The 26542-nt window shown below is 39.3% G+C and carries 22 protein-coding genes and 4 tRNA genes; 15 read left to right on the forward strand and 11 right to left on the reverse strand.

What is annotated here, in order from left to right; all coding sequences use genetic code 11:
* Window positions 1-83: 83 nt before the first annotated feature.
* The 4 genes from AC1M89_RS13440 to AC1M89_RS13455 all read right to left on the reverse strand — a co-directional run bounded on the left by AC1M89_RS13440 (window position 84) and on the right by AC1M89_RS13455 (window position 5207).
* On the reverse strand, window positions 84-2216 hold the full coding sequence (locus AC1M89_RS13440) for a 3-hydroxyacyl-CoA dehydrogenase NAD-binding domain-containing protein (protein WP_481592332.1): 2133 nt from the start codon (window positions 2214-2216) through the stop codon (window positions 84-86).
* A gap of 11 nt (window positions 2217-2227) precedes the next feature.
* Window positions 2228-3433: an acetyl-CoA C-acetyltransferase gene (locus AC1M89_RS13445; protein WP_035267939.1), complete on the reverse strand. Its 1206-nt coding sequence runs from the start codon at window positions 3431-3433 to the stop codon at window positions 2228-2230.
* Between the two features lie 326 nt (window positions 3434-3759).
* Window positions 3760-4071: a hypothetical protein gene (locus AC1M89_RS13450; RefSeq protein WP_481614316.1), complete on the reverse strand. Its 312-nt coding sequence runs from the start codon at window positions 4069-4071 to the stop codon at window positions 3760-3762.
* A gap of 125 nt (window positions 4072-4196) precedes the next feature.
* Complete coding sequence (locus tag AC1M89_RS13455; protein ID WP_092768523.1) at window positions 4197-5207, reverse strand: AraC family transcriptional regulator; 1011 nt, start codon at window positions 5205-5207, stop codon at window positions 4197-4199.
* A gap of 210 nt (window positions 5208-5417) precedes the next feature.
* On the opposite strand from AC1M89_RS13455, the gene AC1M89_RS13460 reads away from it, so the two are divergent.
* The gene (locus AC1M89_RS13460) at window positions 5418-6536 is read left to right on the forward strand and encodes a CaiB/BaiF CoA transferase family protein (RefSeq protein ID WP_481592334.1); all 1119 of its coding nucleotides are present in this window, start codon (window positions 5418-5420) and stop codon (window positions 6534-6536) included.
* A gap of 131 nt (window positions 6537-6667) precedes the next feature.
* Window positions 6668-7663, forward strand: coding sequence for a DUF2804 domain-containing protein (locus tag AC1M89_RS13465; RefSeq protein ID WP_180028606.1), 996 nt, complete (start codon window positions 6668-6670; stop codon window positions 7661-7663).
* Between the two features lie 54 nt (window positions 7664-7717).
* On the opposite strand, the gene AC1M89_RS13470 is transcribed toward AC1M89_RS13465, so the two are convergent.
* Both AC1M89_RS13470 and AC1M89_RS13475 read right to left on the reverse strand, forming a co-directional pair.
* The gene (locus tag AC1M89_RS13470) at window positions 7718-8587 is read right to left on the reverse strand and encodes a metal-dependent hydrolase (RefSeq protein WP_481609288.1); all 870 of its coding nucleotides are present in this window, start codon (window positions 8585-8587) and stop codon (window positions 7718-7720) included.
* Between the two features lie 157 nt (window positions 8588-8744).
* A complete protein-coding gene (locus AC1M89_RS13475) occupies window positions 8745-9620 on the reverse strand; it encodes a metal-dependent hydrolase (protein WP_035267930.1) in 876 nt (291 codons plus the stop codon).
* A gap of 141 nt (window positions 9621-9761) precedes the next feature.
* Here AC1M89_RS13475 and AC1M89_RS13480 point away from each other — a divergent pair, with 141 nt between their 5' ends.
* Entirely contained in the window at window positions 9762-10817 is a 1056-nt protein-coding gene (locus tag AC1M89_RS13480) for an AraC family transcriptional regulator (protein ID WP_481590896.1), read from the forward strand.
* A 62-nt stretch (window positions 10818-10879) separates the two neighbouring features.
* On the opposite strand, the gene AC1M89_RS13485 is transcribed toward AC1M89_RS13480, so the two are convergent.
* Window positions 10880-12217 (reverse strand): Na+/H+ antiporter NhaC family protein, encoded by a 1338-nt coding sequence (locus tag AC1M89_RS13485; RefSeq protein WP_481592336.1) that lies wholly within the window; start codon window positions 12215-12217, stop codon window positions 10880-10882.
* 351 nt (window positions 12218-12568) lie between these two features.
* Here AC1M89_RS13485 and trpA point away from each other — a divergent pair, with 351 nt between their 5' ends.
* The 4 genes from trpA to AC1M89_RS13505 are packed head-to-tail and all read left to right on the forward strand — an operon-like array spanning window position 12569 to window position 16500.
* Complete coding sequence (trpA, locus tag AC1M89_RS13490) at window positions 12569-13372, forward strand: tryptophan synthase subunit alpha (RefSeq protein ID WP_035267926.1); 804 nt, start codon at window positions 12569-12571, stop codon at window positions 13370-13372.
* On the forward strand, window positions 13369-14265 hold the full coding sequence (gene accD / locus AC1M89_RS13495) for an acetyl-CoA carboxylase, carboxyltransferase subunit beta (RefSeq protein WP_035267924.1): 897 nt from the start codon (window positions 13369-13371) through the stop codon (window positions 14263-14265). Before trpA ends, accD begins: the two co-directional genes overlap by 4 nt.
* Window positions 14262-15551, forward strand: coding sequence for a bifunctional tetrahydrofolate synthase/dihydrofolate synthase (gene folC / locus AC1M89_RS13500; RefSeq protein ID WP_481592338.1), 1290 nt, complete (start codon window positions 14262-14264; stop codon window positions 15549-15551). Before accD ends, folC begins: the two co-directional genes overlap by 4 nt.
* Window positions 15538-16500 carry an SPOR domain-containing protein gene (locus AC1M89_RS13505; protein WP_481592339.1) on the forward strand — a complete coding sequence of 321 codons (963 nt, stop codon included), beginning with the start codon at window positions 15538-15540 and terminating at the stop codon, window positions 16498-16500. The genes folC and AC1M89_RS13505 overlap by 14 nt, the downstream gene beginning before the upstream one ends.
* A gap of 141 nt (window positions 16501-16641) precedes the next feature.
* Here the strand turns inward: AC1M89_RS13505 and AC1M89_RS13510 are convergent, their stop codons facing one another.
* Window positions 16642-17283, reverse strand: coding sequence for a peroxiredoxin (locus AC1M89_RS13510; RefSeq protein ID WP_481592340.1), 642 nt, complete (start codon window positions 17281-17283; stop codon window positions 16642-16644).
* A gap of 330 nt (window positions 17284-17613) precedes the next feature.
* Between AC1M89_RS13510 and secA the strand changes: the two genes are divergently transcribed.
* The 8 genes from secA to AC1M89_RS13550 all read left to right on the forward strand — a co-directional run bounded on the left by secA (window position 17614) and on the right by AC1M89_RS13550 (window position 23949).
* On the forward strand, window positions 17614-20328 hold the full coding sequence (secA, locus tag AC1M89_RS13515) for a preprotein translocase subunit SecA (RefSeq protein ID WP_035267914.1): 2715 nt from the start codon (window positions 17614-17616) through the stop codon (window positions 20326-20328).
* Window positions 20329-20462: 134 nt separating this feature from the next.
* Complete coding sequence (locus AC1M89_RS13520; RefSeq protein WP_092768561.1) at window positions 20463-20813, forward strand: hypothetical protein; 351 nt, start codon at window positions 20463-20465, stop codon at window positions 20811-20813.
* 169 nt (window positions 20814-20982) lie between these two features.
* The gene (argJ, locus tag AC1M89_RS13525; protein WP_481592341.1) at window positions 20983-22203 is read left to right on the forward strand and encodes a bifunctional glutamate N-acetyltransferase/amino-acid acetyltransferase ArgJ; all 1221 of its coding nucleotides are present in this window, start codon (window positions 20983-20985) and stop codon (window positions 22201-22203) included.
* 114 nt (window positions 22204-22317) lie between these two features.
* Window positions 22318-23385, forward strand: a complete 1068-nt coding sequence (nadA, locus tag AC1M89_RS13530; protein ID WP_481590904.1) for a quinolinate synthase NadA — start codon at window positions 22318-22320, stop codon at window positions 23383-23385.
* 156 nt (window positions 23386-23541) lie between these two features.
* Window positions 23542-23618: transfer RNA gene (locus AC1M89_RS13535), tRNA-Pro, on the forward strand.
* 47 nt (window positions 23619-23665) lie between these two features.
* Window positions 23666-23742: transfer RNA gene (locus AC1M89_RS13540), tRNA-Arg, on the forward strand.
* A gap of 37 nt (window positions 23743-23779) precedes the next feature.
* Window positions 23780-23855, forward strand: a tRNA-His gene (locus AC1M89_RS13545).
* A 17-nt stretch (window positions 23856-23872) separates the two neighbouring features.
* A tRNA-Pro gene (locus tag AC1M89_RS13550) sits at window positions 23873-23949 on the forward strand.
* Window positions 23950-24059: 110 nt separating this feature from the next.
* Here the strand turns inward: AC1M89_RS13550 and yfiB are convergent.
* From yfiB to yfiR, 3 genes are read right to left on the reverse strand one after another with little or no spacing between them, the layout of a single operon-like run.
* The gene (gene yfiB / locus AC1M89_RS13555) at window positions 24060-24539 is read right to left on the reverse strand and encodes an outer membrane lipoprotein YfiB (RefSeq protein ID WP_481592342.1); all 480 of its coding nucleotides are present in this window, start codon (window positions 24537-24539) and stop codon (window positions 24060-24062) included.
* A 24-nt stretch (window positions 24540-24563) separates the two neighbouring features.
* Window positions 24564-25781, reverse strand: coding sequence for a diguanylate cyclase DgcN/YfiN (gene dgcN / locus AC1M89_RS13560; protein ID WP_481596631.1), 1218 nt, complete (start codon window positions 25779-25781; stop codon window positions 24564-24566).
* Window positions 25774-26289: a regulatory sequestration protein YfiR gene (gene yfiR, locus AC1M89_RS13565; RefSeq protein ID WP_481592344.1), complete on the reverse strand. Its 516-nt coding sequence runs from the start codon at window positions 26287-26289 to the stop codon at window positions 25774-25776. Before yfiR ends, dgcN begins: the two co-directional genes overlap by 8 nt.
* Window positions 26290-26542 lie beyond the last annotated feature (253 nt).

The raw sequence follows: 26542 nt of genomic DNA on the forward strand, positions 1-26542 counted from the left end.
TGAGAATATGTTACTTTATAACACATATTTATCGACAAGACCGAAAAAAACCTCTCCGAAGAGAGGTTTTTAGTTTATATCAATCAGATCGACTGACCAGACTGAACTTTGTCCTTGAGGAGTTGAGGTGCTTTAAAACGCTCACCATACTTCGCTTCAAGCTGATTCGCGCGCTCAAGCGCTTGTGCGAGTCCATATTGATTGAGGAACTGTAAAGCGCCGCCAGTCCAAGGAGCGAATCCTATGCCGAAAATAGAACCGATATTTCCATCAATGACAGACTCTAAAACGCCTTCTTCCAAACAGCGCAGCGTATCCAAGGATTGAACAAATAGGAAGCGATCAATCATTTCTTGTTCAGAAATATCTGTTTCTTTCGTCCAATGGTTTAAACCATCCCAAAGGTATTTTTTACCACTTTCTGGATATTCATAAAAACCAGCACCAGCAGCTTTGCCTTTACGCCCAAACTCATGGATCATTTGCTTTAAAACATCTTCAGCAGGGGAGTGTGGTAAATCTTTGCCTTCAGCCTGAAGCGCTTTACGCGTTTCGTTGGTCACATGCTCAGACAAGGTTAATGCGACTTCATCTTGGATTGCTAATGGACCGACTGGCATACCTGCTTTTAAAGCAGCCATTTCAATTTTGGCTGGATGTACTCCCTCAGCCAGTAAACGCAAACCTTCGTTGACAAAAGTACCAAATACGCGGCTGGTGAAGAAACCACGACTATCATTAACAACGATAGGTGTTTTTCCAATTTGTTGAACATAATCATAGGCTTTAGCTAGTGTCTCAGCTGAAGTCTCTTTACCTTTAATAATTTCAACCAACTGCATTTTATCGACAGGGCTAAAGAAATGCAGTCCAATAAAGTTTTTCGCATCTTTACTTGCTGTTGCAAGACCTGTGATTGGTAAGGTTGACGTATTAGAAGCCATCACACCGCCGTCAACCAAATATTGCTCAGCTTCTTGAGTTACTTTGGCTTTGAGTTCTTGATTTTCGAATACAGCTTCAATGATTAAATCACAGCCTTGTAAATCGGATGCATTCGCTGTAGGGGTAATGAGAGATAAAATTTGTTCGCGCTTTTCAGCAGTCATTCGACCTTGTGAAACACGTTTATCTAACAGTTTTTGACTATATGCCTTACCTTTTTCCGCATTTTCAATCGATACATCTTTAAGGACGACTTGAATTCCCTTAATCGCTGTCGAGTAGGCAATGCCAGCCCCCATCATTCCAGCGCCTAAAACACCTACTTTGGTCGCTTGCCATTTTGCAGGCTCTTTAGGGCGGCTTTCACCTGATTTGATTGCATTCAGTCCATGCCAGAAAGTACCAATCATGTTTTTCGCAACTTGACCAGTTGCTAGATACGTAAAATAGCGAGACTCAATAGTTAACGCAGTATCAACATCTACCTGAGCACCTTCAACGGCAGCAGCCATAATGGCTTCAGGGGCTGGATAGCAACCTTTTGTTTTGTCACGCAACATTGCTGGTGCAATCGCAAGGACTTGAGCCACTTGAGGTGATGATGGCGTACCACCTGGAATTTTGTATCCTTTAACATCGAATGGTTGTTGAGATTTTGGATTTGCTTTAACCCAAGCAATCGCTTTATCTATGAGCTCTTGTTCAGAATCAGCCGTATCTTGAATTAAGCCTAAAGATTTTGCTTTTTCTACACCAAATTGTTTACCTTCCATCAGGAAAGGAAAAGCATTCTGCAAGCCGAGCAGTCGTACCATACGCACGATACCACCGCCACCTGGTAACAATCCTAAGGTAACCTCAGGTAGACCAAATTTCGCTTTAGGATCATTTAATGCAATACGAGCATGACAGCCTAGTGCGATTTCCCAACCACCACCGAGAGCTGTTCCATTTAATGCAGCAACAACTGGTACACCCAAGGTTTCAATATAGCGGAATTCCGCTTTCATTTTTTGGATCATGCCAAAGAATTCAGTGGCGTGTTCTGGTTGAGCTTGAATCAACTCATCCAAATCACCGCCTGCAAAAAAGGTTTTCTTTGCAGATTTAAAAATGATACCTGTAATGCCAGATTCGGCTTTCAGTTTTGCTACAGTCTCTTCCAAAGCAACTCGGAAATCTGCATTCATGGTATTGGCAGACTGATTAGGTGAGTCTAAGGTGAGAATAACAATGCCATCAGCATTTTTTTCAAATTGAATTGCACTCATTATTCTTCTCCTTATACCAATTCAATGATCGTTGCGATACCCATACCACCACCTACACACAGTGTAGCCAAGCCACGTTTTTTACCTTGACGCTCAAGTTCATCGAGCAACGTACCTAAAATCATGGCACCTGTCGCACCGAGTGGATGACCCATTGCAATTGCACCACCATTTACATTGACTTTTGCAGGATCGACATTGAGTTCATTAATAAAGCGCATTACTACAGCCGCAAACGCCTCGTTCACTTCAAATAAATCGATATCATCAATGGTTAAGCCAGCTTTTTCCAAAGCTTTACGTGCCGCAGGTGCTGGACCAGTTAACATGATTGTTGGATCAGTTCCGACAAGCGCAGTTGCTAATACTTTGGCACGTGGTTTTAAGCCTTGTTCTTGAACCGCTTTTTCAGATGCAAGTAGAACAACAGCAGCGCCGTCTACAATGCCTGAAGAGTTTCCTGCATGGTGAACGTGATTAATCTTCTGAGCTTCTGGATATTTTTGTAATGCGACTGCATCAAATCCCATACCACCCATCATTTCAAAGCTTGGATTTAATTTGGCTAAGCCTTCAACGGTAGTCGTTGGTTTGATGAACTCGTCTTTATCTAAAACGACAACGCCAGCTTTATCTTTTACTGGTACAACTGATTTATTGAAGTAACCATTCGCTTGAGCCGCTGCTGCTTTCTTTTGGGAATCTGCAGCAAAAGCATCTACATCAGCACGAGAGTATCCATCTAAAGTTGCGATTAAATCAGCACCAATCCCTTGTGGAACAAAGGTAGATTTCAGGTTTGTTTCTGGATCGAGTGCCCATGGCCCGCCATCGGAGCCCATTGGAATACGCGACATTGACTCTACACCACCTGCAACGACAACATCTTCCCAGCCTGAACGAACTTTCTGTGCAGCAAGATTGACAGCTTCTAGTCCTGAAGCACAAAAACGGTTGATTTGAACGCCTGCTACATCATCATTCCAGCCTGCAGCAATTGCAGCAGTTTTAGCGATATCACCGCCTTGATCACCAATTGGAGTTACACAACCCAGCACGATGTCATCGACTTTAGAAGTATCGAGTTGATGGCGAGTTTGAAGTTCATTTAACAGCGTTGTGAGTAATGTGATTGGTTTTACTTCATGTAAAGAACCATCTTTTTTTCCTTTTCCGCGTGGTGTGCGAATGGCATCAATGATGTAAGCCTCGCTCATAATAGTTCCTTTTTTATAGGTTGAAATTGTTATGGTGTTTTGAGTGTAGATGATCTATGTGATTGTGCAATGACGAGAACGGATGAGTCGTTTGATATTTTTGGTCACTGAAAAATTAAGTGTTTTAAATTGTGAAATGAAAGTTTTTGACGAATTAAAAAAAATTTGTATTGCGAATGCTTTGATTATAATTTTGCTATATCAAATCTTTGGCGCTTGATATGGCAAGCTTTACACCATAAGAACCTTCATCATCTTTATCAACATACCAACCACCGTTAATTACAGCGGGCACTTTTTTATTGATAATCTGCCCTTTCAGCTTTTCAGCTTTTCAGCTTTTCAGCTTCTAATTTACTTAAATAGCCAACTGTTAATCCGTTGATTTCAACTTTGATTGCATTTGGATCGTATTGGTTAAATGGTTCTGACAGAACATGAGCAGTACATTCATGAAATTTAGATACAGCTTTTTTTTGACCAGCTATTTTAAGTAAATTTTTTTGATATGCATTTTCTCCGACAATATTATAAGTGTACTGTATATCAGCTTGAGGTCGAGAGCTGTGCGATTTTACACTGTAAAAATAAATTGCTATTCCAATCAAAATTGAGATTAAGATTGCAGTAAGTGTCATCTTATTATTCCTTTAAATATTACGAATATTTTAATTTCAACTTGAATATTTTTGTTAAATAAGCACTTAAATCCATATGTAAAAAAAAGCCTGAACAATGTCAGACTTTTTTATGTTTGAATAAATTAATGATAACCATGTAATTGACGATACAGTCCTGGTGTTACCCCTGTCCACTTTTTAAATGCTCGGTGGAAGGTACTGGTTTCACTAAAGCCGACTTGTTGTGCCACATCTTCTAAAGTTAAAGATGGGTTTAACAGTAAGTGAATTGCAGCGTCTCGACGTAAGGCATCTTTTACACCTTGATAGCTCTTACCTTCAGCAGCTAAGCGACGGCGAAGCGTCTGTGGTGATAAATAAAGCATGGCTGCAACATCATTTAATGTTGGCATTTCTTCACCAATTTGGCTCTTCAATACTTCACGAATACGTGATGTGAGCGAATTGGTATTTTTGAATTTCACCAACAGTTTCGCTGGAGCACCTTTTAGAAACTCTTCCAAGGTGTTTTCATCTTGGCGAATTGGAAGATCTAAGTAGTCTGCAGCAAATGTGATTTCAGTACGAGCTGAATCAAATTGGATTACTGGCGCAAAAAATAACGCATCATATTCATCTGCATGTTGTGGGCGTGGATATGAAAAATGTACACGCTCTAACGGGATACGACGCTCAATGAGCCACGATGCCAAACCATGCCAGATCATGAGCATACTTTCAGTAATGAAATGGTCAGGATCCATTGTTTTTGGAATGAGTGGAACTAAGCGTGCTTCATGCTTATCGCGCTCTAAAGTCACAGACCACTCATCACCAAATAACTTGTAGAACTGTGATGATAACTCAAGCGCATCACCTAAAGTTTTGGCATGTATGATCAATTGACACATGATCGCAAAGGTCCCTAAGCGACGTGGCTGGATATCAAAACCAACGTGTTCATCTTGGGTGACCATCCACAGCATTTTAACAAAGCGTGTGTACTGCTCAGGAGAAATACGTGCTTTAGGTTGGCGGAGTAGTTCAGCTTCAATGCCGACATGTGAAAGTAAAGTGTCAACATCCATCCCTAGACGTTTTACCCCAGTCAGGGCTGCATTCACAAAATGGATACTTATCGTATCGCGACTCATGTTAAATCCTTCAGTCTCTTTGATGTTCACTGCTACTTGACCTAAATGACACAAAAAATAATTTAATTGGCAATTATCACTAGAGTAATTGCTCTTTTACATCATAAATTGCCGAAATGATCAAGGTAAATGGCTGAACATGACATTGTTAATCTTGTTTTATATTTCTATTATGGGTGAAAAATCAACATATTCTTGGTGAAAATAACAATGACAGCTGCATTAAAGGGATTGAAAGTTTTAGATTTTTCCACATTATTACCCGGACCCTTTGCGACCTTGTACTTAGCAGATCTAGGGGCAGAGGTGGTCCATATAGAGTCACCAAATCGACCAGACCTTGTCAGAATGTTGCCACCTTATGCAAATGGTCAAGCCACGGCGCACAGTTATTTGAATCGTAACAAGCAGTCGATTGCCCTAGATTTAAAAGATAGTCAGAGTATTGAACTCATTAAATCAAAAATTTCAGAATACGATATCGTCATTGAGCAGTTCCGTCCTGAAGTGATGCGACGTTTAGGACTCGACTATCAAACTTTATCTGAAATAAACCCACGTCTGATTTATTGTTCAATAACAGGATATGGGCAAACAGGTCCTTATAAAGATAAAGCGGGACATGACATTAATTATGTTTCGCTTTCAGGGATTGCTGGACATTCAGGTCGACAGGAAAATGGACCACCACCAATGGGGATTCAAATTGCAGATGTCGCAGGCGGTTCTTTACACGCAGTGATCGGCATTTTAACAGCCGTGATCGAAAGGCAACGAAGTGGTTTAGGTCAATATATTGATATCTCTATGACGGATTGTGCGGTGACTTTAAACAATATGGCCGCGGCAGCTGTACTTGCAGGTGGGCAGAATCAGTACCCTGAAAATGAACATCTGAACGGGGGAACATTTTATGACTATTATCAAACGCAAGACGGGCGCTATATCTCAATTGGAAGTTTAGAACCTCAATTTATGACAGGTCTGGCAACTGTATTAGAACTGCCTATCTTATTGGAAAAAGGAACTTCATTTGATGTTGAAGATCGAAAAGCAGTCAAGACTGCCATCGCTGATAAAATCAAGGAAAAAAGTTTTGATGTATGGCGTAAAACATTTTCTGAATTAGACGTATGTGTAGAACCTGTGTTAAATCTAGACGAAGCTCTGACGTCAGATTTGGCTCAACAACGTGCTTGGACAGTGGATGTACCTCTAAGGAAAGATGCAAATGAGGTAGAAAAACAGTTGGCTTGCCCAATTAAATTTTCAAGATCCAAGGCACAATATCATTATATTGGCCAAACACTGGGTGAAGGGAACTGGTAGTCAAAGTATTGAATATATGAAAAAAAAGAACCGATTTGTATCGGTTCTTTAATCTATGTTTTCATACAATAAATGAAATACTTTAGACTAAAGTCTATAATTGTCATGGAATGAAATTAGGCTGAGTCCCAATGGATTTAATTCAAGTAAATGGTCAACCGCGCTATGGGCGTTTTACAGAATTGCCAAGTGCAATTTCTGTCTCAAAATATATTTATAAAACGCCATATGGCAAAGTGCTCAAAGGATGGAGAAAAAAACTTAAATATAAGAAATTTAAGTTTTGTAGTATCCAACATGAGCATTACAGCATTGGGATGGCTATCGTCGATATCGCTTGGGCGGGACATGGTTTCATCTATATTTATGACCATAACACCGGACAAGTCGTCGAGTGGAATGCGATTAATGTATTGGCACACAGTACGGTTTTAGATGAACAGCCACTATTTAATCATAGCCATTTTCAACATGGAAAAATCCAACTCGATATCCAACATGCCAATGGTGTTCGTTATATCAAAGTGATCAAACATGGTGAAGAAAAACTGTCTGCACGAATCTTTTGTGCTGGAACAGATCCTTTGTCGATGTGCAGTCCTACTGGTATAAATGGTTGGACCTATACTCAGAAACTAACTACATTGGCCGTTGAAGGGTATTTCATTAATAAACAAAAAGAAAAAATTGAATTTAACTCACGAACTTTTGCTTCGCTTGATGATACTTGCGGTTTTCTAAGACCTGAAACGGCTTGGTTTTGGCTATCTTCTAATTTTTGGGATGCGCAAGGAAACCGTGTGGGTTTGAATCTTGCCTCTGGCGTGAATGAAAGCTTTGGCAATGAAAACTGTTTGTGGATTAATGGACGCCTTTATGCGTTGACGGATGTTCTTTTTGAAATGCAAAATGATCAGATGTGGACCATACGATCTATGGATGACAAATTACAATTGACCATTGAAACAGGCTGGCGCCGTTATGAAAATCTTAATCTTAGAATGGTAGGCAGCCAGTTCAGTCAGTGGCAATCTAAAATTACGGGTTTTATTATTTCAGATGATGGTCAGCATATTGAGCTTAATCAAGAGTATGGACTATTAGAGCAACATTACGCTAAATGGTAACGGCGTCATAACAACAAAAAAGTCCGATTGATCGGACTTTTTTTACATTCTTTTTTATATCGCAGCTTCCCAAAAAGCTTCACCTGCTTGAAGTGGATCTTGAGTTTCAGCGAGCGTATCAACCCAAACTTGGTATTGATGAATAATAGGGTGTTGATTTGGGTGAAAATCAGCTTTAAACCAGTCTAAATATTCTCGTTTTTTTGCCGTTAAAATGCCATCTTTTCCAAGCAACCATTTCAAGCCTTGAGCAAACATTTTTAACCTTTCAATTCGAGTAAAACCATCTTGTTTGAGAAGTCCATGTGTTCTTTGCATGGTAAATCCAAACATCATAAGCGTAACTAAAACCAAGGCGGTATAACGTGTAAGGTTTGAAGTCTGCGCTACCTCGATCATAACATCATAAGCAACATCGCGATGTTCCATTTCTTCAATACTATGCCATGCAAATAAACCCCGGACAAAAGGATGTGCATGGGCCATCGTACTTTTATGACTGAAAAATGTCGTTGCCATTAAAGCGGTTAAGTGTTCGCATGAAGCGGTGATCGCAATATTAAAACGATCAGGATACCTTTTTAACGCATGTTTGAAACGTTGATTGACTTGATGAATATATTTTTCAATCGGCATACCTTGCTCAATTAAAATTTTATTCATTTTGTCATGGGCAATACCGTGTTGCGCTTCTTGTTGAATAAAGTCTTTCACACGTTTGGCTAAGACAGGATCTTTAATATGCGGTTGAAATAGTCGGACACACTGTATGAAATATCGTTCTCCATCTGGAAATGTCAAACTCAAAGCATCAAATACACGTGTTTTAAAAGGATCGTTGTTAAACCAAAATCGTGGTACTTCGTTGAGTCGGAAATCAAGGTGCTTACGAATCACTGGATGGTATGTGGTAATTGCATTCATTTTATTTTTATCACTTATGCAGAAAGAACAAGTATGTAAAAAAATCACATTAAGGTCATTATCTCTACAGGACAAAAGAAGAGAGAAGGAGATTAAAACTGTAAGTAATGTTGGCTAAATCATCCGAATAAAAATGATTTAGCCAGTAATAGAAATACTATCGAGCTGCTTGCCAGAATGCTTCACCAGCTTGAATTGGATCATTGGTCTCGGCTAATGTTTTTACCCATACATCATATTGGGCAATCACAGGATGTTGGCTTGGATGGAAGTCTTTTTTAAACCAATCTAGGTATGGACCTTTCATTCTCGTTAACATGCCATTTCGACCGATAAACCATGGAAGTCCTTTGACGGTCATTTTGAAACGGTCTAAACGACTAAATCCGTCATACTTCAACATGATATTGGCACGATAAGTTGTAAATCCAAGCATCATGAAAGTTGTAAATGCCAAAGCAAATTGTCGAGTAAGTTCTGGAACATCACCGACTTGTTTCATGACATCAAAAGCCACATCACGATGCTCCATCTCTTCGATAGCATGCCATGCTAAAAGCGCGCGCACATAGGGGTGAGCATCTTCAAGGGTTGCTTTTTGACTATAAAAAGTATCAGCCATTAATGCAGTTAAGTGTTCGGCTGCAGCAGTCATGGCAATATTATATTGAGGTGAACGACGTGTCAGTTCGAATTTAAAAATTTTGTTAAGAACCTTAATAAATTGATCGACAGGCATACCTTGATCTTTCATGACCTGATTCATCTTGTCATGCGCAATTCCATGCTGTGCTTCTTGTCGAATAAAATCTGCGACGCGTTTTTGTAATTCAGGGTCTTTGATTTTATCTCTAAATAATCGAACTGATTCAATGAAGTAGCGCTCTCCGTCTGGGAAAGTTAGACTCAATGCATCAAACATACGGGTTTTGAATGGATCTCCACCAAACCAAAAACGAGGAATTTCTGAGAGCTTGAAATTGAGATTCGTGCGTACGACAGGATCAACCTGATATTTTACCAATGCGTTCATCTTATTTTCATTCATCCGCTTTAGATCGTTTAAGTATGTATGGCATTGGTCTGATTGTTTTGACAGTACTTGCCATTTTTTATACATTTTACGACAAATGAAAATGAATAAAGTCAATTTTGCCTAAAGGAATAGTGCATCGTGAAAGATATTCAAATACCCAATGGATATTTCCATTTATGGCAAACATTTATTCAAGTGAAACAGCTCGATAAAGAGATAAAGACTGCGTTAAATCAGGATGTTGATACGCTGAATAAAATTTTGGCAGCACCGATTGCCATGCAATCATCATATTCTTTTTTCTTAAAACTTAACTCTCTCACGCAGGTTTATTTGAATCGCGCCAATTATATTTTTGAAATGGCTCAATATGTGAAACCTGAGCATTTTGGTGTGCTTGGATATATGGCGACACGAAGTGAGACGGTGGCGGAAGCACTGAACTATATTTTAAGATTTAGCCGCTTGGTGATTGATGGTGAAGAGATTACACCCATGCAGATTCACCAGAACGGTGAAATACTGATTTTAAGCTGGCCGTTTATTTGTGATGACTATAATTTTATCAATGAGCTGACGAATGCCATGATGGTTTCATTGGCAAAGCAAATATTAGTGCATGATACCTTTCCACTGTATAAAGTGATCATGGCGCATGAAGCTATCGCACCATTGTATGAATATCAAAAGTTCTATGGTTGTCAGGTAGAGTTCAGCCAAGTTGAATATCAGTTTCAAATTCGCACTCAGGGGTTGCAGCTAAAACCCCAACAAGCAGATCCTTCACTTATGCAATTGTTGGTTCAACAAGCGGAAGAGGCGATTGCATCAAAACCCGTGCAATCGAGTCTTGATCGGCAACTCCACTTAATTATTGCTGAGTATTTGCGTATTCGTCACGAAGCGCCAAAGATTGAAGATATTGCGACAGAATTATGTTTGTCGGTGAGGACTTTGCAACGACAATTAAAAGATCGCGGAACATCATTTAAACGCATACTTGAGCAAGAGCGGATGTCACAATGTGAGCGCCTATTAAATCAGGGGCTAGAGTTAACGGATATCGCAGTGCAACTCGGTTACTCAGATCAGTCTGCGCTTGCTAGAGCATTTAAAATGTATAATGGAATAACGCTGTTGCAGTTTAAAAAACAACTTAAACAACGACCAACTCACCACCATAATCTAAGTTAGATTATGGAAATAAAAAAGGTAAGCATGTAGCTTACCTTTAAAGACTTCACTTTTATGCCAGTCTAAAATTGATTCATCTGTATTTTGGGATATCTAAAAGCAATGGAGAGTATAGCAATCACCGCTAAGATCCAGCAGTAATAAACGTTTTGGATCATTTCCATTGGCGATAATTTTGCAATTGAACATGCCAATAATAATTGTGCGCCAAACGGAATTAAGCCTTGAACAACACAAGAAAAAATATCCAACAAAGCAGCCGAGCGTTTTGGGTCAACACCATATTCTTTAGCAACTTCACGTGCCATATCGCCAGATAGAATAATGGCAACCGTATTATTTGCCACAAAGAAATTAGACAAGATTACCAGAAGGCAGATTCCGATTTCACCAGCTCTTTGCGTTCCCACTTTGAATAAACGCGTAAGTTGATAAATGCGTTGTATTAGCCACTCTAAGCCACCTTCTTTTCGCATAAGGGCAGAAATACCACCGAGTAACATTGAAAGCAATGCGACTTCAAACATGCCCAAAAAGCCATCGTAAATCGCAATATTTAATTTAAGTAGGTTAAAGTCGGGGGCTTGAATCAGACCGACGAGTCCAGACATAACAATGCCCAGCATAAGTACAGCCAACACATGTAATCGGGTAAAAGCCAAAGCAAATACAGCTAAATAAGGCAAAATCAGCCAAAAATTATAGTCATTGAAAGAAACTTGTTGCGTATCACGACTCATCACAAAATAAATCAAAATCGTGAAAAGTGCTGCTGGTACTGCAATCCATACATTGACTTTAAATTTATCTTTTAGTTCTACACGTTGACTACGAGTTGCGGCGATAGTGGTATCTGAAATCATTGACAAGTTATCACCAAACATGGCTCCTCCAACCACAGCACCAATCGCAACAACAGGATTTATATCGGTGACTTGAGTGAAGCCAAATGCGATCGGCGCACAAGCAGCGATAGTACCCATCGAGGTGCCCATCGCAGTAGCAATAAACGCTGAAATAACAAAGAGCATTGGCAGGACAAAAGCCGAAGGAATGAGAGATAAACCTAATTGTACTGTTGCATCAACACTACCAATGGCACTACTAATACTGGCAAAAGCACCTGCCAGCATAAAGACCATAAACATTAAAATAAGATTAGGATGGCTTGCCCCACGGAGAAACTCATCTATACCTGTATTTAATTTGCCACGATAAAGTAATACCGCAAGAATGAGGGCAGGGATAGCAGCAATGGGTGCTTTAATTTGGTAGAAGGCAAACTCAGTGCCAATCAGAGTGTGATAAATACCGCTGCCCAAAAAAATGGCTAAAAACACAATAAGCGGTAGAAGGGCAAGCGCTCGCGAAGAAGCTTTGCCTGGGGAGATTGTGGTCATAACATAAGAAATAAAAGAGTAAGCATGTATAGTATAGAACAGCTTTGGCTAATTCAGAAAAGTTAAAATGTAAGTGCTAAGCTATTTGTTTTTAAACATTTTTAATCAATAAACATAAGTTCATATAAATATTCATGATTTAGAAAAAACAGAAAAAATCGAGCTTTTTGATCATTGTTAAAAAAATCAAAACATTGATAAATATGCACTTGGAATACTTAACTGAAAAGAGTGTTTGGTGCTTTTCATCACACTCTGTTCAATGAGTAAAAAATAGCGTTACAATGGGCCGTCTTGTATTTTACAAAACCAACTCCTCAATTCTATACAATTCAAGGAAAGTACATCCCTATGTCACGTTTAGCCACACGATTTGCACAGCTTAAATCTCAACAGCGTAAGGCTCTAGTTTCTTATGTCATGGCAGGTGACCCTCATCCACACGTAACGGTTCCTTTGTTACATCAAATGGTGGAAGCAGGTGTGGATGTAATTGAACTTGGCTTACCATTTTCAGATCCAATGGCCGATGGTCCAGTGATTGCACTTGCGGCTGAGCGTGCATTGGCAGCCGGTACAAATACATTGGATGCATTGGAAATGGTCAAGCAATTCCGTGAAAAAGACACAGATACACCAGTGGTGTTGATGGGTTATTTGAATCCTGTAGAAGTCATTGGATATGAAAAATTTGTATCAACTGCTCATGACTGTGGTGTGGACGGTATTCTGTTGGTGGACTTACCACCTGAAGAAGCACAAGCGCTCGATGTTGTCTTGAAAAAGTTTGATATGGATCAGATCTTCTTGTTGGCGCCAACATCTACAGATCAACGTATTCAACATGTCGCTAATCAAGCGAGTGGTTTTATTTATTACGTGTCTTTGAAGGGTGTAACAGGTGCAGCGACTTTAGATGTGAATGAAGCTGCTCAACGCATCGAAAAAATCAAGTCGATGACGGATGTACCTGTTGGTGTAGGTTTTGGTATTAGTGATGCAGCCTCTGCAAAAGCAATCGGAAGCGCAGCGGATGCGGTCATTGTTGGTAGTGCTTTTGTTAAACCATTTGCACAGACAACTCCTGATCAAGCAGTTGAACAGGCGGTCAATAAAGTCAAGGAGCTTCGAGCAGCGCTCGATGAGTTAGTATGAATCAAGAAGTTAAATCAGGGAAAACTTTAGCACCTGCAACACCTTGGACAGATCGTTCAGTACCAGGTATTCAAATCCCTGATCAACAGCAATCGTTAAAAGCGACGTTTACTGAGCCTACGATTGAATGTCCAGAATGTCATGCTCTGGTGACTCGTACGGCGATGTCTTTCAATGCTTATGTTTGTCCTCAATGTGATGAGCATTTAAAAATGAAAGCACGTGACCGCTTAAATTGGTTCTTTGATCAAACCGCAAAAGAATTAGGTCAAGAGTTTGTTGCAAAAGACCCACTCAAGTTTGTGGATAGTAAAGCTTATCCTGTGCGTATGAAAGAAGCACAAGAGAAAACTGGCGAAACTGAAGCACTCGTGGTGATGGAAGGACAAATCAAAGGTTTATCATTAATCGCTTGTGCATTTGAATTTGATTTCATGGGCGGTTCGATGGGAACTGTAGTTGGTGATCGATTTGTACAAGCAGCAGAGCGTGCGATTGAAACCAAACAGCCAATGATTTGTTTTGCTGCCTCTGGTGGTGCTCGTATGCAAGAAGGAATGTTATCTTTAATGCAAATGGCACGTACGTCAGCTGCGATTCAAAAAATGAAAGATGCTCGTATTCCGTACATTGTTGTATTAACTCATCCAGTATATGGTGGTGTGACCGCATCTTTAGCCATGTTGGGTGATGTGCATATTGCTGAGCCTAAAGCAATGATTGGTTTCGCTGGTAAACGTGTCATTGAACAGACTGTACGCGAAAAGTTAGAAGAGCCGTTTCAACGTGCTGAATTCTTGCTTGATCATGGTGTAGTCGATCAAATTGTTCATCGTCACGCATTACGTGATACAGTTTATCGTATCGTAGCGAAATTGATGAATTTGCCTTGAACCTCACTGCTCCACTCAGTACAGATAATTTACAAACATGGCTCGATTATTGGAGCCATGTTCACGTTACAGGAATTGATTTAGGGCTTGAACGCGTCATTCCTGTGGCTGAAAAATTGGGCGTTACACACCCGCAAGCGAAAGTCATTACTGTCGCTGGTACGAATGGTAAGGGTTCAACAACCACAACCTTAGCTTCTATTCTGAATGCTCAAGGATATCAAGTCGGTTTGTATCAATCTCCGCATATCTATCGTTTCAATGAGCGTGTAAAACTCGCAGGTCAGGAAGTTTCAGATGAGCTTCTGATCGAAGCATTTGTTCAAGTTGATCAAGCACGACGTGAATGTGATTTAAGTTTATCTTTTTTTGAAGCAACAACCCTTGCAGCTTTTGTCATCTTCAAACAACAGAAATGTGATGTTTGGGTATTGGAAGTTGGACTTGGGGGACGTTTGGATGTTGTGAATGTCGTTAATCCAAATGTTGCGGTCATTACCAATATTGGATTGGATCACACAGATTGGCTGGGTGACACCATTGAAAAAATTGCTTTTGAGAAAGCGGGTATTATTCGTCCAGATATTCCAGTCATTTTTGGTGGGCAACAAATACTTCCAACATCAATTCAGGATAAAGTCATTGCATGTAATGCGACGCTGTCATGTCTAAATCAGGATTATTTTTATCAAGCAAATGGTGATGGTAAAACTTGGACATTTTCAAGTTCAGCACTGACCTTAAAATTACCATGTGGTCAGTTGGCCCTAGATAATGTTTCTACTGCCGTAGCTGCATTATTGGTCAGTGGATTGAAAATTTCTCAAACTGCACTAGAGCAGGGCATTATTCAAGCACATTTACCAGGTCGATTTGAAATAAGGGAAATCGCAGGAAAAACAGTGATTTTCGATGCGGGACATAATCCGCATGGTGTAGAATTTTTGTTAAAGCAATTGCGAAATTATTTAGAATACAATAAACAGTACACAGAAGTTATCGCTGTGTTTTCGATGTTAGCGGATAAAGATATAGATTCAGTCGTTAATTTATTGAAAAACACGGTATTTATGTGGAAAATTGCGCCGATGGATGTGCCTCGTGCAGCACCATTAAAACAATTAAAGTCAGCGCTTCAAGGTGAGACAGTACAACAGTATTCAAATGTACAGGTCGCATTTAAATCAGCACTTGAAGAAACAAAAAATAATCAGCTGATTTTGGTGTGTGGTTCGTTTCATACCTTAGAAGCGGTCTGGGAGTATTTAGAGAATGTCAATGAATAACAAACAACGCTGGATGGGTGGTGTTGTTTTATTGGGTGGTGGTGTTTTATTGGCAGCATTACTTCTAAAAGGCAAAGAAGAGATCCACCAAAATAATGTTGAACAACCGGTTGAAGCTGTTCAACAAAAAAAGAATGAACCTGAAGCAGTACAACTTCAACCTCTCACAGTTGATGTGGAAACTGAAAAGCGTTTACTTGAAGAGCAACGACGTGCTCGTGAGAAAGCTGTGGCAGAGCAAGAGGCGCGTGCTGCTGAATATTTAAGAATGCAACAAGAGGCCGAAGCTGAAGCCGCACGTCGCGCTGCTGAAGAATATGCTGCAATGAATGCTCGTCGAAACGCTGCTCAGCAAAGTTCAGACAATATTCCTCCTGAATTGGTTGAGGATGAAGCTGAAAAGAAAAAGCGTTTGGCTGAAGAAAAACGCATAGCTGAACAGAAGCGTTTAGCTGAGCAAAAAGAACAACAGGCGAAATTCTCAGAAGAACAAAAGCGTAAAGCCGAAGCAGAAAAACGTGCAGCTGAAAAGAAAGCAGCAGAGCAAAAAGCTGCTGAGGAAAAACGTAAAGCAGAAGAAGCGAAGAAGAAAGCTGAAGCTGATAAAAAAGCTGCAGAAGAGAAAAAACGCAAAGCTGCTGAAGAAGCGAAGAAAAAAGCTGAGGCAGAAAAAGCTCGTGATCTGCTGGAAAATGGAGATCGTCAATGGATGGTTCAAGTGGCATTGGCTGCGAATGAGGCGAATGCAGATGCGCTTGCGGCTAAGCTTCGTGCCAAAGGATATAAGGTAACGAAGAGTCCAACGTCGAAAGGTATTCGAATTATGGTTGGTCCATCTAAAGATCGTGATTCGGCAGATGCGTTACGTAAGAAAATTAACAGTGATGCAAGTTTAAATATGAAATCAGCATGGGTGATTGATTGGGTACCACTGGATAAGCGTCAATAGTTTCTTGCTTTGTTTTAGAAAAAAGGATTCAAACTATAATTTGAATCCTTTTTAAATCAATATGTTAAAGATTATAAGCCATAATCAAAAAAAGCCTATCTGAGGATAGGCTGAACGCTGAAACTTGATGGTTCGTCAAAATTAATCAAGATCAGGTTGAGGTGTTAAACGTAGATAAGGTGTCACTGCCTTGTACCCTTTAGGGAAGCGTTGTTGAATTTCATTTTCGTCTTTAATAGACGGAACAATCACAACATCTTCACCATGTTGCCAGTTTGCAGGGGTTGCCACTTTATAGTTATCTGTTAACTGTAATGAATCTATAACACGTAAAATTTCATGGAAATTGCGACCAGTTGACGCTGGATAAGTAATAATCAAGCGTACTTTTTTATTTGGATCAATGATCACAAGAGATCGGACCGTTAGGGTCTCGTTGGCATTGGGATGGATGAAATCATATAAAGTCGAAACTTTACGATCCTGATCAGCAATGATTGGGAAGTTCACCGTGGTAGACTGAGTTTCATTGATATCTTTAATCCAACCATGATGTGATTCAACATCATCTACAGAGAGAGCAATCGCTTTAACATTACGTTTTTCAAACTCGTCTTTTAGTTTTGCTGTAAAACCTAATTCCGTCGTACATACGGGAGTATAGTCGGCAGGGTGTGAAAATAAAACTCCCCAATGATCTCCTAGAAAATCATAAAAATTAATTACTCCTTCACTTGATTGCTGTTCAAAGTCTGGAGCGGTGTCACCTAAACGTAATGCCATATATACCTCTATTCTTATCAAAACCTTAATGTGCTGAAATTAATATGGCGGAAACTCTTTATAATTAAAAATAGTGTTTTTTTATTTGGTTATGAAAAAAACAGATTTATTTGAATGTCTGAAGGCAAATAAACGTTCGTAAATTTGAATTTGAACGATATATATTTCTGATCAAATTTGCTACATTAACTCGCCGTTGCTCATGCGTCATGGAAAATAATCCAGAAATTTTTTGATTGCATTTGTTTAAAACCCTTGTACTTCAAATTTCTAGCACCATAATAACGTTTGAGAAAAATCATTTTGATAAGTAAGTTTTAGAGAGTCTATATGTTGGCAAGTCTGATCGGAGGAATCTTCGGTACTAAAAACGAGCGCGAATTGAAGCGTATGCGCAAAATTGTCGAGAAGATCAATGCGCTCGAGCCGACGATATCTGTGTTAAGTGATGCAGACTTATCTGCAAAAACAGAAGAATTCAAACAACGTTATAAAAACGGCGAAAGTCTTGATCGCTTGTTACCAGAAGCTTTCGCAGTATGTCGTGAAGCTGGTAAGCGTATTATGGGTATGCGTCATTATGACGTACAGTTGATTGGTGGTATTACCCTACATGAAGGTAAAATTGCAGAAATGCGTACAGGTGAAGGTAAAACCCTAATGGGTACTTTGGCTGTATATTTAAATGCAATTAGTGAACAAGGTGTTCACGTTATTACTGTCAATGATTATCTGGCGCAACGTGATGCTGAGTTAAACCGTCCACTTTATGAATTTTTGGGATTATCTGTTGGGGTGATTTACTCCATGCAGAATCCTGTCGAAAAAGCAGAAGCTTATCGAGCAGACATTACCTACGGTACAAACAACGAATTTGGTTTCGACTATCTTCGTGACAATATGGTGTTCTCGTTAGCCGAGAAAAAACAACGTGGTCTTGCTTATGCGATTATCGATGAGGTTGACTCAATCTTAATTGACGAAGCACGTACTCCACTTATTATTTCGGGTCAAAGCGAAGATTCCTCACAACTGTACGCGGCAATGAATGCGATTCCGCCAAAGTTACATGCTCAAAAAGAAGAAAAAGTTGCAGATGGTGGGCACTTCTGGATCGATGAAAAGCAACGTTCAGTCGAAATCACAGAAGCTGGTTTTGAAGCCATTGAAAGTGAACTTATTGCGATGGGATTATTGGCAGAAGGTGAGAGTCTATATTCTGCAGCCAACTTAAATCTTGTTCATCATGTGACAGCTTCTATTCGCGCACATTACTTGTATCAACGTAACGTGCATTATATTGTCCATGACGGTGAAGTGATTATTGTCGACGAAAATACAGGTCGTACGATGCCTGGTCGTCGTTGGTCTGAAGGTTTACATCAAGCGGTAGAAGCGAAAGAAGGTTTAGAAATTCAACCTGAAAACCAAACGCTTGCAACGACCACATTCCAAAACTATTTCCGTTTATACCGTAAACTTTCAGGTATGACAGGTACAGCAGATACTGAAGCTGCTGAAATGAAAGAAATTTATGGCTTAGATGTGGTGTTGATTCCAACCCATCGTCCAATGATTCGTAAAGATCTGAATGACTTAATTTATTTGAATCGTAATGGTAAATACAATGCGATTATTGAAGAAATTAAGAAAATTCATGAAGCTGGTGTTGCACCGATTTTGATTGGTACGGCAACAATTGAAGCTTCTGAAATCTTATCGGATAAACTGAAAGAAGCGGGTATCGCACACGAAGTACTGAATGCCAAACAGCATGAGCGTGAAGCGGATATTATTGCACAAGCCGGCTCTCCACGTGCCGTGACTATTGCGACCAACATGGCAGGGCGTGGTACGGATATCTTGCTCGGTGGTAACTGGAAAGCGAAACTGGCGAAAATTGAAAATCCAACTCCTGAAGATGAAGCACGTTTAAAAGCAGAATGGGAACAAAATAACCAACTGGTGCTGAATTCTGGTGGTTTACATATTATTGGTTCTGAACGTCATGAATCTCGTCGTATTGATAACCAATTACGTGGTCGTTCAGGTCGTCAAGGTGATCCAGGTGTTTCGCGTTTCTTCTTATCGTTAGAAGATGATTTGATGCGTATCTTTGCGGGTGATCGTGTCGTCGCAATGATGCGTGCAATGGGTCTGCAAGAAAATGAAGCCATTGAACATAAAATGGTGTCTCGTTCGATTGAAAATGCGCAACGTAAAGTTGAAGCGCGTAACTTCGATATTCGTAAGAACCTGTTGAAGTATGATGATGTAAATAACGAACAACGTAAAATTATATACTCACAGCGTGATGAAATTCTGGCAGAAAGTACATTGCAAGAATACATCGAGTCAATGCATGAAGAAGTGATGAAAGGGGTGATTGAAACGTATATCCCACCTGAATCAATTCATGATCAGTGGGATGTACCAGGTCTTGAATCTGCATTACGCTCAGACTTTAATATTGATCTTCCTGTGCAGCAATGGTTGGATCAAGATCGTCGATTAGATGAAGAAGCATTAGCACGTCGTATCACTGATGAGGTTTTACAACGCTATCGTGCGCGTCGTGAACAAATGGGTGCTGAATCTGCAGCAGTGTTAGAACGAAACTTTATGTTAAGTTCTTTAGATCGCCACTGGAAAGATCATTTAGCAGCGATGGATTATTTACGTCAAGGTATTCATTTACGCGGTTATGCGCAAAAGAATCCTGAGCAGGAATATAAGAAAGAAGCATTCAATCTGTTTGTAAATATGTTAGCTGTCATTAAGTCTGATGTTGTGACAGATCTTTCATTAGTACGTTTACCAACGCCTGAAGAGTTGGCAGAAATGGAAGCACAGCAGCAAGCTCAAGCTGAAGCGATGCAACTTTCACTTTCTCATGCTGAAGTTGATGGTTTAACAGGTGAGCAAACAGTTAATACTCAAGAATTGGATCAGAATGAAGTTGAGATTACGCCACCTCAAAGCCGTAATGCACCTTGTCCATGTGGTTCTGGTTTAAAATACAAGCAGTGTCACGGTAAAATCTAAATTTCATGAAGCAGAACTTAGGTTCTGCTTTTTTTATTTTATTATAGTGCTTGGTCAGTTCATGTGAATAAGCATTGCCAATTTTCTCAGTTAATGCTATTTAATTTTGCATGATTGAATATATGGAAGCGACAATGAAAAAAATACTAAAACCGGCTTTATTTGCAGTTTTTGCTTTACCAGCTTTTGCATTTGCCAATACTGATACAAAAACTGTACCTCTAGCGAAAGTTCAAGCAGCTGCGGGTGTTACTCAAGCACAAACTGAAGTTAAAAATGACTCCACAACGGTGATAAGTCCACGCACTGGTATTCGTTATACACTTGGTAATACGGCTGGTCGACCAATTATTCTTCAAACAGCTGCAATAGCACCAGCAACACCAGCTACAGCAAATCGTATTGTTGCATCAAATCCAGCTCTTTCAAGTTCAAGTCAAGAAAAAGCAAAACAAGCTTTATTAGAACAAACTGTATCTAATTAATTTTAGAATTTCGTACTAAAGCCAGTCTTTGACTGGCTTTATTGTTTTTAGGGATCGAGATTTATTTCAAATCATTCATTTCAATCAACCCTAATGCCTTATTCACTCGATTTTTTTTCTAATTTCTAATAAGCTTAGCCATCATTTTTTTTAATTCGGACAATCAAAAATGGCGGTGGGTGACGTATCAATGCCACAAATGCATGTGGTAAAGGGTGTAAGAATTGGCTCAGCAGAAGCGTATGTACGTTACCCAAATCGACGTGACTTGGTTGTATTTGAATTTGCACAAGGCACTCAAGTTGCAGGTGTATTTACCCAAAATGCTTTTTGCGCAGCGCCAGTACATATTTCAAAACTGCATTTGTCTCAAACAAATCCACGTTACCTTGTAATTAATACAGGCAATGCGAATGCAGGTACTGGTCCTACAGGTATGAAAAATGCAAAGGACACTTGTGCTGAATTTGCCAAAATTGCTGGTGTAAATGAGAACGAGGTTTTGCCATTCTCAACAGGCGTAATTGGTGAACAATTACCCATGGAGCGTTTGATTGCTGGGTTAAAACCAGCATTTGAGAGTCTTGAAGATGATGTATGGCCTCAGGCAGCATCAGGTATTATGACGACGGATACTTTACCTAAGGGTGCTTCTGAACAATTTGAAATTGACGGGGTTGTTTATACAATGACGGGGATTTCAAAAGGTGCAGGAATGATCCGTCCTAATATGGCAACAATGTTGTCTTTCGTAGCGACAGACGCGCCTATTGCTCGTGAATTGGTTCAAAAACTATTAAAAACCACGGTTGAACAATCATTTAATCGCATCACGATTGATGGTGATACATCTACTAACGACTCTTGTATTTTTGCAGCAACTGGTCAAGCAGGTGGTGCTGAAATTACATCTAAAGAAGATGCTCGTTACTCTGTTGTTTTAGATGTACTTACACGTGTCATGAAGCGCTTGGCTCAGTTGATCGTTCGAGATGGTGAAGGTGCAACCAAATTTATAACTGTTTCAGTTGAAGGTGGTGCAAATACGCAAGAGTGTTGTGACATCGCTTACAGCATTGCACATTCACCTTTGGTAAAAACAGCGTTCTTTGCTTCTGACCCTAACTGGGGGCGTATCTTGGCTGCAATCGGTTATGCTGGTGTCCCAGATTTAAATGTCGACAAAATCCAAGTATGGTTAGATGATGTCCAGATCTGTAAAGATGGTGGTGCAGCGGCAGATTACACAGAAGAGGCTGGTGCTAAAGTAATGAATCAATCAGAAATTACTATCCGCGTTGATTTGGGCCGTGGTTCTGCCAAAGATACGGTTTACACCTGTGATTTGTCATATGATTATGTCAAGATCAACGCAGATTATCGTTCTTAAATAAATTAAGCCTCCCTGTTGAGGCTTTTTATTTATCAAATTTTAATGATTGGTCAAATCCAATCGGTGTGTAATTGCTTATATTGATAAGCGCTATGGATAGAGATGCAAATAATGAATGATGCAACCAATTTAATTGCAAATGATGCGAAAGCAATTGTTCAAGCTCATTTAGACCTGATTGGTGAATCTAACAATCAAGATTTAACACCAGAGTTAAAGCAGCAAAAATTTGCTGAGATCCAGGCTGAATTGGAAAAGCGTAATGCGGTATTGGTTGCTCATTATTATTGTGATCCGGTCGTACAGGAGCTTGCGGAGCTTACTGGTGGTTGTGTTTCAGATTCACTTGAAATGGCACGTTTTGGACGTGATCATGATGCGACAACACTCGTTGTGGCTGGTGTGAAGTTTATGGGTGAAACTTCTAAAATTTTATCACCTAACAAAACCATTTTAATGCCTACTTTAGAGGCAACTTGTTCACTCGATCTAGGTTGTCCTGTAGATGAGTTTACCAAGTTCTGTGATGCTCATCCTGATCATACTGTTGTGGTTTATGCAAATACCTCAGCTGCGGTAAAAGCACGTGCAGATTGGGTGGTAACATCAAGTTGTGCTGTCGAAATTGTTGAGCATTTAGATAGTTTAGGTGAAAAAATTATTTGGGCACCTGATCAGCATTTAGGACGTTACATTCAAAAGAAAACTGGAGCGGATATGTTGCTCTGGGATGGTTCTTGTATCGTACATGAAGAATTTAGAGCACGTGGCATCGCTCAGATGAAAGCCATCTATCCTGATGCTGCAGTTTTAGTACATCCTGAATCACCAGAATCGGTAATTGATGTTGCTGACGCAGTAGGAAGTACCTCACAATTGATTAAAGCTGCAAAAGAACTACCGCATGAAACAATGATTGTTGCGACCGATCGCGGTATTTTTTATAAGATGCAACAAATGGTGCCGAATAAGACTTTGATTGAGGCTCCTACGGCAGGTGAGGGGGCGACTTGTCGTTCTTGTGCACACTGTCCATGGATGGCAATGAATGAATTGGATGGCATTTTGCATGTTTTACGACATGGTGATCAGGAAGTGCATGTTGATCCCGCTTTAGCAGAGCGCGCTAAATTACCATTAGATCGAATGTTAAACTTTAGTGCGTCATTAAAGCGTTAATATTAGTCAAAATGCTTGATAAATATACATTTGAAGTGTTTTTTTGATTTTTTTTGAAGATAGGTGTTGACGTTATCCAGCGTCACGCCTAGAATGCACACCGTACCGAACGATACATCAAACGATAAGTTGAACGGTATAAAAGCTGAGATGAATCGGAGTATAGCACAGCCTGGTAGTGCACCTGGTTTGGGACCAGGGGGTCGTAGGTTCGAATCCTACTGCTCCGACCAATTCTTCAAGGCAAAGGTTTTCCAATGATCTCGCAATCATGGGTAATGCGCCTGTAGCTCAGTTGGATAGAGCATCCGCCTTCTAAGCGGATGGTCACAGGTTCGAATCCTGTCAGGCGCGCCATTGGTCGCTTGATTTTATAGAACCAAATTTTGTGATGGTGGATGTAGCTCAGTTGGTAGAGCCCCGGATTGTGATTCCGGTTGTCGCGGGTTCGAATCCCGTCATTCACCCCAACACAAACCGATGTAATCGGAGTATAGCACAGCCTGGTAGTGCACCTGGTTTGGGACCAGGGGGTCGTAGGTTCGAATCCTACTGCTCCGACCATTTATTTCATTATAAATGGTCAGATAAAATATACCGCGTTAAGCGGTTTTTTTATGTCTGATTTTTGCTGTTAAAAAAAGATCCTATCAGGATCTTTTTTTGTTGAATGTTTAAGGCACGATAATAACAGCAACGCGTCTATTTTCTGCATGGGCAGCGTCAGTATTTGCAGTATTAATAGGTTGGGTGGAACCGCGACCAATAGTTTGGATATGAGTAGGGTTAAAACCCTCTTCGATAAAAATAGTGCTTACGCTTCGGGCACGGCTTTCAGAAAGTTTAAAATTATAATCTGGATTGCCAATAAGATCGGTATGACCGACGATACGGACTTTCTTTAAATTGTATTTTTGTAGTTGTGCTGCGAGATGTTGAATCTGTTCACGATTTTTTTTAGAGATTTCAGCCTGATCGAAATCGAAAAGAAGTCGTTCGGGTAGTCCCAAACTCCAACCTTCCTCTGTGAGTACGAAACCTTGTTGTTTTAACATTTTTACTTGTTTATAGCTTAAAGATCCCATACCCAAGCATGCGCTTAATCCTATACAAAGAATGCTCATGATAAAAAGTTTGAAACTACGATTGAGCATAGGTATTAATCCTCAGTAAAAACTCTATTGTTGAAATATGTGCCAATGATGTTTTAGATTCTTCGCTTTGTACATCGCTTGGTCTGCTTGAGAAATTAAGTCCTCTGGGTTATGAGCTTCTTTAGCCAAAGCAATACCAAGACTAAAACTAAAATGAATTGATTGTCCGTTATATTTTAAGGGCTCATCAGAACATTTTATAAGATTTTCGGCGATCGAAATTAAGTGATCCACCTGACTGACAGGACTTAGGATAATTGCAAATTCATCACCGCTTAATCTTGCGACAAAATCATTTTGACGAGTGTTTTGTTTTAATCGTTTAGCCATTTCTTTCAACACTTCATCCCCTACTAAATGACCATATTGATCGTTAATAGACTTAAATTTATTGTTATCTATAAAAATCAAAACAGTATTTTCAAGTTTATCAGGCTGATCGAAAAGGCTACACAAAACTTTATAAAAGTAATGTCGGTTTGGTAATTGTGTTAATTCATCATGTTGTACTTGATAATTAAGCTGAGTATTTTCAGACTGTAACTGATTGTGCCAAGATTGAATTTCTTCTAATAGTTGATTAAATACTGAGTTTAGATGATGAAATTCTTGAATATCATTTTTTGGAAAGCGGAGATTATATGCTTTTTGTTGACTCACTAATTGTGCTGTATGAATAATTGGTGATATAGAATTCATAATATGACGATAGGTTGCATTAACCGACCACCATAAGGCGAAAATCATAAAAAGCATACCTAAAATCAAGGCTAAGCAAATCTTGATAATGAATAAAATGATATCTTGAGAACTGCCGAATAGATGAAGCTCACCGACCAATTGTCCATTGTGAGTAACTTCAATTTGAATCGGCTTAGAAAAAAATAATCCATCAAACCAAGTTTGAAGTTCTGAATGGCGATCTATCAGTTTACTGCTTTCAGTTATTTTAACTTTACTGCTATCCAATACTTGGATAAGGCGAATTGAATGTTGTTGTGTGTACTCGTGTAAAATATTGTCTAAAGTGTATTTATCTTGGAAAACAAGAGCAGGTTGAATGCGTTCCGCAATTGTGCGACTCACTAAGGTTAAGTTTTGATTGGCGTATGATTTCACCGTAAAAATTGAAATCGTTGCAAAAATTAAAGTGCAGATCAAAAAAGTAATCGCAAAAATTAAAAATTGTGATCTTCTAAATAGTGATTGGAGTGAAGTTAATCCAAAAAATTTATCAATCATCTGAATTACTCCATTTCTGTGCAAGAAGTAATACACGAGGATCAACGTGGATTTTGGTTTTTGCAAGACTGTCTAAATTGACTTTAAATTTTGTAATACCTGCTTTATTGCTATAGAGACAGAAAACACTTCCAACCTCGCAATCTTCATTATTTGTTGAAAATGAGAGAATTGACTTATTTAGTGATTCTCGGATGAGTTTTTGTTCGACTGTTGGAGAAGATTTAGAGAAAAATATAACATCACAATTGGTCTTGTTTAATTCATAATCATGAATATTTTGTGCTTTGATATTTGAATTTTGCTTTTGAATAGTTTGATTAAACTCTGCTAATGCCACAGTGTTATCAATTAGACATAAATCTGGTTGTGGAGATGAAATTTTGGCATAGCTCAAAATAGATAGAGTCATTTGATAAATGTTCTGGTTGGAATTGGCATGGCTAAAGCTGCACATCAAAAGCAGTAGGGAGATCAATACGGCTTTTTTGATTTTAAATATAGCCATTTAGTAACATAGTTCTAGTCAGTTAAATAATAGTGACTATTCTAATCTAATTTTAATAAAGTTAAAGTGTTCGATTTTTTATCAATATCATACTGAATGATGTGAATTTGACTATTAAATGCCCACTCAAAACTCATAATTTAAAAAAATACTAAAATATTGAAAAAAGAGGTTGCATTGGGGGAGGAATACTGTAGAATGCACATCCATCGGCGGTGATGTTGATTAAAACTTGTTGAAAAACAAGGGTTTA

Source organism: Acinetobacter sp. ANC_7635 (assembly GCF_056779945.1).

Bases quoted from the DNA above. Each gene is read 5' to 3' on its own strand.
- AC1M89_RS13440 (WP_481592332.1), bottom strand. From the start codon at position 2,216: ATGAGTGCAATTCAATTTGAAAAAAATGCTGATGGCATTGTTATTCTC.
- AC1M89_RS13445 (WP_035267939.1), bottom strand. From the start codon at position 3,433: ATGAGCGAGGCTTACATCATTGATGCCATTCGCACACCACGCGGAAAA.
- AC1M89_RS13450 (WP_481614316.1), bottom strand. From the start codon at position 4,071: ATGACACTTACTGCAATCTTAATCTCAATTTTGATTGGAATAGCAATT.
- AC1M89_RS13455 (WP_092768523.1), bottom strand. From the start codon at position 5,207: ATGAGTCGCGATACGATAAGTATCCATTTTGTGAATGCAGCCCTGACT.
- AC1M89_RS13460 (WP_481592334.1), top strand. From the start codon at position 5,418: ATGACAGCTGCATTAAAGGGATTGAAAGTTTTAGATTTTTCCACATTA.
- AC1M89_RS13465 (WP_180028606.1), top strand. From the start codon at position 6,668: ATGGATTTAATTCAAGTAAATGGTCAACCGCGCTATGGGCGTTTTACA.
- AC1M89_RS13470 (WP_481609288.1), bottom strand. From the start codon at position 8,587: ATGAATGCAATTACCACATACCATCCAGTGATTCGTAAGCACCTTGAT.
- AC1M89_RS13475 (WP_035267930.1), bottom strand. From the start codon at position 9,620: ATGAACGCATTGGTAAAATATCAGGTTGATCCTGTCGTACGCACGAAT.
- AC1M89_RS13485 (WP_481592336.1), bottom strand. From the start codon at position 12,217: ATGACCACAATCTCCCCAGGCAAAGCTTCTTCGCGAGCGCTTGCCCTT.
- trpA (WP_035267926.1), top strand. From the start codon at position 12,569: ATGTCACGTTTAGCCACACGATTTGCACAGCTTAAATCTCAACAGCGT.
- accD (WP_035267924.1), top strand. From the start codon at position 13,369: ATGAATCAAGAAGTTAAATCAGGGAAAACTTTAGCACCTGCAACACCT.
- AC1M89_RS13505 (WP_481592339.1), top strand. From the start codon at position 15,538: ATGTCAATGAATAACAAACAACGCTGGATGGGTGGTGTTGTTTTATTG.
- AC1M89_RS13510 (WP_481592340.1), bottom strand. From the start codon at position 17,283: ATGGCATTACGTTTAGGTGACACCGCTCCAGACTTTGAACAGCAATCA.
- secA (WP_035267914.1), top strand. From the start codon at position 17,614: ATGTTGGCAAGTCTGATCGGAGGAATCTTCGGTACTAAAAACGAGCGC.
- AC1M89_RS13520 (WP_092768561.1), top strand. From the start codon at position 20,463: ATGAAAAAAATACTAAAACCGGCTTTATTTGCAGTTTTTGCTTTACCA.
- argJ (WP_481592341.1), top strand. From the start codon at position 20,983: ATGGCGGTGGGTGACGTATCAATGCCACAAATGCATGTGGTAAAGGGT.
- nadA (WP_481590904.1), top strand. From the start codon at position 22,318: ATGAATGATGCAACCAATTTAATTGCAAATGATGCGAAAGCAATTGTT.
- yfiB (WP_481592342.1), bottom strand. From the start codon at position 24,539: ATGCTCAATCGTAGTTTCAAACTTTTTATCATGAGCATTCTTTGTATA.
- dgcN (WP_481596631.1), bottom strand. From the start codon at position 25,781: ATGATTGATAAATTTTTTGGATTAACTTCACTCCAATCACTATTTAGA.
- yfiR (WP_481592344.1), bottom strand. From the start codon at position 26,289: ATGGCTATATTTAAAATCAAAAAAGCCGTATTGATCTCCCTACTGCTT.